Origin of the sequence: Sodalinema sp., from assembly GCF_046483825.1 — a bacterium.
Lineage (GTDB): Bacteria > Cyanobacteriota > Cyanobacteriia > Cyanobacteriales > Geitlerinemataceae > Sodalinema.
In genome coordinates, this window is record NZ_JAWOCL010000009.1 from 1 (window position 1) to 9253 (window position 9253).

The following is a 9253-nucleotide window of genomic DNA, read 5'->3' on the forward strand; positions in this document are numbered from 1 at the left end:
GGGGTTAGGGGTGGGTTATGCCTCTTCCCTTCTTTCCCCTCCCCCCTTGCCTTCTCAACAGAAATTTCTACAATAGAGACATCCCCAACATTGTTAAGTTTTATGAGCCAATCTCCTGAACCCTCCGTCACTCCGAATCTCACAGAACCTAAATTCGGATTTAACCAATATGCCGAACGGCTCAATGGTCGTGCCGCGATGATTGGCTTCATCGCCGCCCTAGCCATTGAATACCTCTCGGGCCAAGGCTTATTAGCCTGGCTGGGACTGATCTAAACGGATCTAATCTCGGCGATCGAGTAGGATCAAAATAAGCGGGGGCGTAGACGCATCAGCGGCCTGCGCCCTTTGCCGATGTCGTTTACGGACTCTAACCCTACAGATACTAATGAATGCTGTTTGGCATCGATTTCTCAAGTCCTTCTACCGTAAAGAACCCATTTCGAGCTTTGTCTTGACCATGGGAGCCGTCGATGTGGCTCTCGGGGGGTTAGGGAGTTATAGCTCACTGTTGCTGCTGGGGATGGGAACCATGGCCGGTGCGATCGCCCTGCGGTGGTGGCAAATCCAGCGGGCGGAGCGGGACACTCCTCAAGACTCTATTCCTGAATACTATTTAGCCCCTGGAGCGACCTCTGGACCCCTACCCCGTCTCAACCCCAGCAAACACCGCCGTTGATTGCCGTCTGGGAGCGTTTCGGGGCGTTAACGCCTCAGCGGGCAACGAGAGGGTAAAATACAAAACATTGGTTAACAGGCAACCAATGTTTTGGTCATCGCATATCGTTACTATGGTTCCCCTTCCCGAACACCGTCCTCACAATCTCTCACTTGGCCCCCTAGAAGCCGAAATCCTCGATATTATCTACGATCTCGATGAGGTAACGGTGAAAGATGTTCACGATCGCATCCTGGCCGATCCCGATCGCGAACTGGCCTACGCTTCCGTCACCACCGTGATGCGCCGTCTGACCAAAAAGGGCTGGTTGGACTGTGACAAAGGCGATCGCGCCTTTCGTTGGCGGCCGCGAATCTCTCGGGAACAGGCCCAAATGCTCAAATCTCACGATCGCCTCCAACATTTCCTGGCCGTCAGCAGTCCTGATGTCGTCGCCGCTTTTGCCGATAGCCTCGACGTGGATAGTCTCGATCGCCTCGATGCGATCGCCCAACGGATTCAAGCGGTACGGCGTCAACGGGAGGAACAGTCCTAATGCACTTGTTGATGATTCTCATGGCTTTGGCGATCGCCCTCGGCTTACGTCAAGGGAATCTCAACGGCCAAAGTCCGACCCCCCTCACCCCCTCTTCTCTTGACCAACGCTGGCGTCACGGGATTATCGCCCTGGTTGCTCCCGTGTTACTGCTGCTGACCACCGCCATTGCGGTTCTCTGCATGGGCGCTCAAGGCCAGATGGTTTGGCAAGGAACCGGACTCGCCAGTTACCTACTCTCTTGGCTGTTTCTCATCGCCAGCCTCACCTGTCTCACCCGTCAAACCCTCCAGCTACGGCGGACGGTGAGCCAACTACGTCGCTATCCCCAAACCAATATCCTGGGCTATTCCTGTCGCATTCTCGACGATACAGCCCTATTTAGCGCCCAAGTCGGCGGCTGGAACCCGGAACTGACCATTACTCAGGGACTGCTGGACCATCTCGACGGCGATCGCCTGGCCGCCGTCCTGGCCCATGAACAGGGCCATCGCGTCTATCGCGATACCTTCTGGTTTTTCTGGCTGGGCCTGTGTTACCGTCTCACCCCCTGGCTTCCCAACAGCAACCATCTCTGGCAAGATCTGCTCCTCCTACGGGAAATTCGCGCCGATGCTTGGGCCGCCCAGCAGGTTGATGAACTCGTCTTAGCCGAGTCCCTCCTCGATGTTGTCCGCGCTCCTCTACGCTCAACCACTCCCTTTGAAGCCGCCTTTAGCTGCACCGCTCCCCCCTCTCGCTTAGAACAACGTATTGATGCCCTCCTCTGCGGAACCCGCCCCGGCTTAACCTTTGGCTGGCAAGGACTTGTGCAATTAGTCTGGGTCTTCTTACCCCTGGCCACGATCCCCTTCCATCATTAGATCACAGATATAAAGATCACAGATATAAAGATCACACATCGTTATGGCGGTTGACGCTCGCAACACCAACACGCTCTGGGCATCCGTTCTCGTCGAAACCTTGGCTCGTTTAGGCTTACAGGTGGCCGTCATCTGTCCGGGATCTCGTTCAGCTCCCCTGGCCGTGGCCTTTGCCCAACATGAGGAGATTGAGGCCATCTCCATTCTCGATGAACGCTCCGCCGCCTTTTTTGCCCTCGGATTCGCCAAACGCACCCATCAAGCGGTTGCTCTCGTTTGTACTTCGGGAACCGCTGGGGCGAACTTCTATCCCGCCATTATCGAAGCGCGAGAGTCTCGGGTTCCGCTGTTAGTCCTCAGTGCCGATCGCCCCCCGGAATTACGCCACTGTCAAGCGGGCCAGGCCATTGACCAACAAAAGCTTTATGGCAACTATACGGCTTGGTACAGCGAACTGGCACTGCCTCAGCTAAGTTTGCAGCAACTGCGCTATCTCCGACAAACGCTGATCTACGGCTGGGAACGCACGCGCTTTCCGGTGCCGGGGGTGGTGCATCTCAATTGTCCCTTTCGTGATCCCCTGGCCCCAGAACCGGAACCTCAAACTCAAGAGTTTGTCGCCATGTTGGGTGAACAACGATGGCAGGAGTTTTTTGCGGCGGTGGTTCCTCAGACTCCTGCGTATCCCCGTGCTTCGGGGGAAAGTCTCGATCGCGCCTTTGCGGCCTGGTTTAAGAGCGATCGCGGCCTGATTATCGCTGGAGTCGCCCAACCCCAAAACCCCAAACGCTACAGTGAACGAGTGGCTCAACTGGCGAAAACCCTCGGTTTTCCGGTGTTGGCCGAGGCCCTCTCCCCCCTGCGTCATTGGGCCTCCCTCAATTCTCAGCTTGTCGTGAGTTACGATCTGCTGTTACGTCATCGGCAGATGTCTCAGGAGTTACGCCCCGATGTGGTGATTCAATTGGGAGATCTACCCACCAGTAAGGTGCTACGTCAGTGGTTACAGCAACTTAATGGCTTAACTTGGGTTTTAGATCCCGGCGATCGCAATCTTGACCCCCTTCATGGCCGCACGATTCATTTGCGCCTCGATGTGGAACGGTTGCCAATTCCTGATCCAGTGGTTCCTCCCGGCCCCTCGGACTTTTGCCAACAGTGGTGTGAGGCCGATTCACGCTTAGGGGAAGCTCTCAGTCTGGAGATGGCCGATACTCACCATCTCCGCGAACCGCAACTCCCCTGGCTCATCTCTCATAGTCTCCCGAGTCAACGACAGGTGATGGTCGCCAACAGTACCCCCGTCCGCGATATGGAATGGTTCTGGCGACGTAGCGATCGCCAAACGCAAGTTTTTTGTAATCGCGGCGCCAATGGTATTGATGGAACTCTCTCAACAGCCATTGGTTTAGCCTATGGTGGCAAACCCACCCTCTTAATTACCGGAGATTTGGCGTTTCTTCATGATACCAATGGTTTATTGTTAGCCCAACGGTTAAAAAAACGGGGAAATTTAACTGTTTTATTAATTAATAATCAGGGCGGTGGTATTTTTGAACTCTTGCCGATCGCTCAATTTAATCCCCCCTTTGAAGAATTTTTTGTCACACCGCAACAGGTGAATTTAGAAAACCTCTTTCGGGCCTACAGCATTAACTATGCCAGGGTTCAATCGGCTGGAGAGTTGAAAGATGCCCTACATCAATTCCCCCAACCGGGATTACGCATCTTAGAAGTCAAAAGCGATCGCCGCAGTGACCATCATTGGCGATCGCAATTATTTGAAAAGATGTCTCAATTGAAGCTTGGATAGGAACAGTAAAACGGGGTCTTCAGGATATGCGGTGTGATTCGTTGTATTTAATACAAAATTGTAGGGGCAATTTTTTTTTGCCCCTAGGACGAAATTTTTTTCGCCCCTACTTCTCATTATGACTAGCGATTTTGCAGGAGATGGAACTGTCGTAATAGACTCACATTTTCAGGAGTCAGCAGCTTTTGCATCTCTTCAACTTGATTTAAAAGGGAGATTTCTCGGGAAAACTCCTCTTCTAAAATACTAATGTAACGCTCCTGAGCCTCCGGTGTTTTTTGGGCCTGCAACATGGTGAGAGCCATCTTAATGTTCGACATCGGACGACGCAGTTCCTGATTAAGATTGGTCATCAAACCATCTTTAGCATCCAAAAACTCTTGCAATCGCCCCAATTCCTCAGACAAAGACGAGAGCCGATTGACCATCACCTCTTGTTTCTTGAATCTGGCGTCGATCGCCCGCAACAACTCATCAGCATCAAAGGGTTTCACCAAATAATCATCAGCCCCCATCTCAAAGCCTTGACGCATATCAGAACGGTCCGTTTTTGCCGTCAGAAAGATAAACGGAATCAGAGCCGTATTCACATCCTCCTGCAAGGTTTGTAGCACCTGATACCCGTCCATTTCCGGCATCATCACATCACAGACAATCAGATCCGGGGACTCCTGACGCGCACAAGCCACTCCCGAAGCCCCATCATCGGCCCCAATCACTTCAAATCCTTCTAGGCGCAGAATTTTTATAATGTTTTTCTGCAAAATTCCTTCATCTTCGACGACCAGTATTTTTTTCATGATTTTTTAGTCAAGTATGATCGTTGTACGTTGATTAGAACTTGGCCGTAATTTGGGACTCCTTACCGGTCGAACCTGTTAACACCCAAACCAGCAACGCCCAAACCATCAAAACCTGAACCAGCAAAGCTCAAAATTGTCAAGCTCGATTCTACACCGTCTTGGTTCCTCTCACCGAGAACTTACTGACGATGTTAACGAACTTCACAAATAACGCAAAATTACTTACAAGGGAAGTCGTACCGAAATCTGCGTGCCCTCTCCCACGTGACTCTGAACCTCTAATGTCCCTCGATGTAACTCAACGCAGCGCTGGACGATCGCGAGTCCTAACCCAGTTCCGGGAACAGTACCCACATTTTTAGCACGGTGGAACGATTCAAACAAACGGGGTAAGTCTTCAGGAGGAATGCCAATTCCTTGATCTTTGACCGAATAAACGATGTGATGATCGCATTTTAGTAACTCAACATGAACAGGTTTATCGAGAGGAGAGTACTTTAAGGCATTTGAGACTAAGTTCGTGAAGATTTGCCGCAGTAACTTTTCATCAGCCTTTAAAATCAGCGGCGTTTCTGGGATATCCCAAGATAAGGCGCGATCGCGGCCGATACTGGTGTCGAGTTGCCGTAACAGTTTGTTACAAAACTCGCAAATATCCAAAGGCTCAGGATTGAAGTTCAGAGTTCCCGACTCACTTTTAGCCAGAGTTAGCACATCATCGAGCAGTTCCGTCATATGGCTGACAGCGGACTGGATATCATGGAGTTGTTCAAGTTGTTCGGACCGCGTCCAATCATAGCGTTGCAGCAGTTGACCGCAGGACTTAATCACCGCCAGAGGCGTGCGAAACTCATGGGAGGTCATGGAGACAAAACGAGACTTGAGATCAATTAATTCTCGTTCCTTTTGTAGCGCTTTGATGACTTCCGCCTCAGCTCGTTTACGCTCGGTGATATCTTGAATCACCGACACGACGTAGGGGGCCACCTCCGGGATATCCTTGGCCCCTTCAGCCGAAGGATCTCGGACCACTGAACTGGTGACACTGACCCAAATCTCCGTACCGTTGGCATGGAGAAAGCGTTTTTCTAGGGTAATCGTCGGATAGCGTCCCTCGAGTAAGTCCTCACGACCCTGTTTAGACATGGCCCGATCCTCAGGATGGGTCATCTCTAAACAGGTTCGCTGCGATAATTGCTCGGGATTGTAGCCCAAAATATCACAGAGTTTTTGGTTGACAAACTCCCATCGACCATCGAGATTGACCTGAGCGACTCCCACCGCCATTTGTTCAAACAGAGAGCGGAAGCGTAATTCACTGCGTTGTAGGGCGATGGTTCGTTGGGCGACTTTGGTTTCTAATTCCTGGTTGAGTTGACGCAGGGCGATTTCGGCTTGTTTGCGATCGCTGACATCTTGGACAATACCCACAATCTTCTCAGGATTCCCGTTTCCATCGCGACTGAGGACAATTTCGCGACTGTGAATCCAATGCCACTGATTATCCATCCCTCGCAGGCGATATTCACTTTCGAGGAGTTCACCGGCCTTGAGTTGTTCGAGGCGATCGCCCGGGGTTCCGACTTGCGGCACATCCTCAGGATGAATCCCCTCACAGAGACTGGGATGGCCTAACTCTGCGATCGTCGTCGGAGTATGGCCAAGTAGGGTTTCCACCTGACGGTTAATATAAATAATTTCCCAACTGCGGGCCTGATAGACATAGAGAATATCCGGCGACGCATCAGCAATTTGCTGAAATAAACGTTGTTGTTCAAGCAGGGCAATCTCAAACTGCTGCCGTTGCGTGATGTCAATGCCAATACCGATGGCCGCCCGTCCACTATCATATTTTTGCGCCACCACCAGATATTGAAGACTTAAATCCTCAATCTCGATAGTAATAATTTGTCCCGCCGTCATGACCTCCTCTCTCATAAACTCCCGCATAAATTCAGCGAACTGGTGAGGCTGATAGGTGGGAAAGTTGAGATCTTGTCCCAGGAAGTCTTCCGGGCTGAGACGATAGAGGTTGGCAAAGTTCGAGTTAACCCCTTGATAGCGTTCATCCTCCCCAATCCAGCAGACAATACCGGGAATGGCGTTGAGAATGGCTCGCAGGCGATCGCTCGTTTGTTGCAACCCCTCCTGAGCCTCCTGGCGCGTGCGGATACTGGCCCGCAGCATCTCATTGATGTGACGCAGTTGACTGGTGCGGGCCTCAACTCGTTCTTCTAACTCACGGGTATTATCTTGCAGGATCGCCTCAGCTCGTTTGCGGGCCGTGATGTCTCGGGCCACCCAAAGGGCTGACATCGTGATTTCTCGGGCAAACATCGGTCGGGGTAGGGGAGAAATCCGCGCCTCAAACCACTTCCCGTTGAGGCTAGATGACTCCGGCTGACTCGGCGGCGAGAGTTGGTATTCATAGCGAATCGTAGAACCCTGACGCCAAGCTCGTTCAATTTGCCCGAAAAACGCCTCATCATAGGGCGGTTCGAAAAAGGCGGCGATGGTTTCGTTGACATCAGGATTCATGCGGCTGTAATCCTGGCTCGGTAAGCCGACGTGTAGATTCTCGTCATCGTGAATACTGATTTCGAGGACGATATCGGGCATCGTCGACAGCAACATTTGCAGTTTGCTGTAACTGCTGATCAGTTTCTGCTGAAGCAGTTGCTGTTCTTCGACGGTGAGGGGATCTCGATAGTGAATCTGGGCCGGATATCCCTGACAGATGATCTCAGTGCTGGCTAGGCTGCCGAGGAGATGCCGCTGCTCGTCGAGAATCGGCAAAGAGTCACTTGGCCGCTGTTGCAGTTGCCCGAGGAGATATTGCCAGTTGGGAGGACAGTTCTGTTGTAGGTAGGGTTCCTCTCGGTTGCGATCGATGATGGCCGCGAGGGGCTGGCTGCGATCGCAGTCAGGATCTCTCAGCAGCCTCAGAGCATCCTGTTGCGAAAAGCTCCCCAGGAAGCGATCGCCCTCCAAGACAAACAGATTCGCTAGATTTTGGTCGATGAGCGTGCTAACGGCCTCGCCGAGCGAAACCTCCGCACTGAGGATCGGGGGTTCTCGGTCGCCGATTTCCTCGAATTGTCCATCAAAAATTGCCATGAAACGGGGAGACATAAGACATTGGACGGGGCTTAAGTAATTATACGTAGATCGCTTATGGTGATTTTACACAGTTGAAGATCTGTGTATTTTACAGTTTTCATTCACTCGAATTAACACTATTATCGTAAATGTAACTAAAGGGATTTATTTGGATTCTTTACAAAGAATTTAACATAAATTTGTCCAAACAACATAAAAGTATGTGTTTTGTAACACCATGCCTTTGTTCGAGCGATAAACGATGACAACCGGTTTCCCAAACTCAGTCCAAACGTTCGTCAGCCCATAGAGTTAGCCTGATGAGCTGACCCGTAAGCCTGCACCCACGCTGATTTGTCGCTGAGTTTTCGAGATGAGGAATGCCCCTTGTCATCCCCTGAGCAGACCAATCCAGTCTTCGGATTCAGTTCATTTACATCAAAGCACCAGGTAAAATCATGAAAAACTATCAGGTACGTTCAACTCAATCGGCGGCAAGCAAACTGTTGCACTACGTCAAACAACGGGCTACCGGTCGTCTCATCATTGTTCGTAAATCCAGACAGTATCATTTCGACCTATTTCAAGGACAAATCGCCACAGCCGTTTTATCCGTTCATCGTAACCGCCGTTGGCAACGGGCGATCGCCGCACAAGTTCCCGAACTCATCTCTCGCCTGCAACCGAAAAGCGCCCAGCACAATTGGGAACGTAGCCACCTGCATCATGCCGTTAACGAAGGCTGGCTCACCTGTAAACAAGCCCGAGAGATCCTAACCGATTGCACCAGAGAAGTCCTCTTCTCCCTCGTCAACCTCTCCAACGCCTCCGTATACTGGCAACCGAGCAACAGCAAGTTAGTTCCCCGCTGGACGTTAAGCAGCAGAACCATCCAACATTTATATGAAGATGGTCAAGAACTCTCACAACAGTGGAGAGAGTTAGGACTCAATCCCCGATGGGTTCACCAAGCCTTTACACTCGATCCCAGTCTAGATCTCAGTTCTGCCATCTTCTCGAATCTGACCGCCGCCTTAGATGGAAAGCATACGTTCTGGGATCTCGCATCAGATTTATCCGTCTCCCGGGCCACCGTCAGCCGCATCCTCAGTCATTTCTTAGAACAGGGCATTATCCAGCGCATTCCCCTAGGAGATCTCGACAACGCAGACACCTCTGAAGCCCAGGCTGACTCGGAAGCCGAATCTGAGGCTGAAGCGCAACTCGAACTCGAACTCAAACTCGACAACCACATCAGCTACATCCCCGGCATGGTTCCCGCATGAACCAGCTTACAACTCCCCATCTCCCCCCCCCCCAAGGGCGTACCCATAACAGGTATGCCCTTTTGTTTGCAAGCGCCCCAACTGTTTCCTCTTGCCTCTTGCCTCTTGCCGGAAAAGGGCGACCATAAAGGTACGCCCCTACGTCTTTTCTGTTCCCAGTTCCGGTGTTCCCTGT

General features: G+C 51.6%; 8 protein-coding genes. 6 read left to right on the forward strand and 2 right to left on the reverse strand.

All coding sequences use genetic code 11. The annotated features are described in order from the left end of the window. Positions 1-102: 102 nt before the first annotated feature. The 5 genes from R6U67_RS00625 to menD all read left to right on the forward strand — a co-directional run bounded on the left by R6U67_RS00625 (position 103) and on the right by menD (position 3890). On the forward strand, positions 103-276 hold the full coding sequence (locus R6U67_RS00625; RefSeq protein ID WP_170187919.1) for a chlorophyll a/b-binding protein: 174 nt from the start codon (positions 103-105) through the stop codon (positions 274-276). Positions 277-388: 112 nt separating this feature from the next. Then, positions 389-679 carry a hypothetical protein gene (locus R6U67_RS00630; protein ID WP_410250741.1) on the forward strand — a complete coding sequence of 97 codons (291 nt, stop codon included), beginning with the start codon at positions 389-391 and terminating at the stop codon, positions 677-679. A gap of 112 nt (positions 680-791) precedes the next feature. Further along, positions 792-1214 (forward strand): BlaI/MecI/CopY family transcriptional regulator, encoded by a 423-nt coding sequence (locus R6U67_RS00635; protein ID WP_410250742.1) that lies wholly within the window; start codon positions 792-794, stop codon positions 1212-1214. Beyond that, positions 1214-2077: a M56 family metallopeptidase gene (locus tag R6U67_RS00640; protein WP_410250743.1), complete on the forward strand. Its 864-nt coding sequence runs from the start codon at positions 1214-1216 to the stop codon at positions 2075-2077. Before R6U67_RS00635 ends, R6U67_RS00640 begins: the two co-directional genes overlap by 1 nt. Positions 2078-2120: 43 nt before the next feature. Continuing rightward, a complete protein-coding gene (gene menD, locus R6U67_RS00645; protein ID WP_410250744.1) occupies positions 2121-3890 on the forward strand; it encodes a 2-succinyl-5-enolpyruvyl-6-hydroxy-3-cyclohexene-1-carboxylic-acid synthase in 1770 nt (589 codons plus the stop codon). Between the two features lie 122 nt (positions 3891-4012). On the opposite strand, the gene R6U67_RS00650 is transcribed toward menD, so the two are convergent. Beyond that, complete coding sequence (locus R6U67_RS00650) at positions 4013-4690, reverse strand: response regulator (protein ID WP_410250745.1); 678 nt, start codon at positions 4688-4690, stop codon at positions 4013-4015. A gap of 225 nt (positions 4691-4915) precedes the next feature. Continuing rightward, positions 4916-7810, reverse strand: coding sequence for a PAS domain S-box protein (locus R6U67_RS00655; protein ID WP_410250746.1), 2895 nt, complete (start codon positions 7808-7810; stop codon positions 4916-4918). 440 nt (positions 7811-8250) lie between these two features. On the opposite strand from R6U67_RS00655, the gene R6U67_RS00660 reads away from it, so the two are divergent. Then, positions 8251-9078, forward strand: a complete 828-nt coding sequence (locus tag R6U67_RS00660; RefSeq protein ID WP_410250747.1) for a helix-turn-helix domain-containing protein — start codon at positions 8251-8253, stop codon at positions 9076-9078. Positions 9079-9253: the final 175 nt, after the last annotated feature.

Excerpts from the sequence above, each read along its gene's own strand:
- R6U67_RS00625 (WP_170187919.1), top strand. The coding sequence starts at position 103 with ATGAGCCAATCTCCTGAACCCTCCGTCACTCCGAATCTCACAGAACCT.
- R6U67_RS00630 (WP_410250741.1), top strand. The coding sequence starts at position 389 with ATGAATGCTGTTTGGCATCGATTTCTCAAGTCCTTCTACCGTAAAGAA.
- R6U67_RS00635 (WP_410250742.1), top strand. The coding sequence starts at position 792 with ATGGTTCCCCTTCCCGAACACCGTCCTCACAATCTCTCACTTGGCCCC.
- R6U67_RS00640 (WP_410250743.1), top strand. The coding sequence starts at position 1,214 with ATGCACTTGTTGATGATTCTCATGGCTTTGGCGATCGCCCTCGGCTTA.
- menD (WP_410250744.1), top strand. The coding sequence starts at position 2,121 with ATGGCGGTTGACGCTCGCAACACCAACACGCTCTGGGCATCCGTTCTC.
- R6U67_RS00650 (WP_410250745.1), bottom strand. The coding sequence starts at position 4,690 with ATGAAAAAAATACTGGTCGTCGAAGATGAAGGAATTTTGCAGAAAAAC.
- R6U67_RS00655 (WP_410250746.1), bottom strand. The coding sequence starts at position 7,810 with ATGGCAATTTTTGATGGACAATTCGAGGAAATCGGCGACCGAGAACCC.
- R6U67_RS00660 (WP_410250747.1), top strand. The coding sequence starts at position 8,251 with ATGAAAAACTATCAGGTACGTTCAACTCAATCGGCGGCAAGCAAACTG.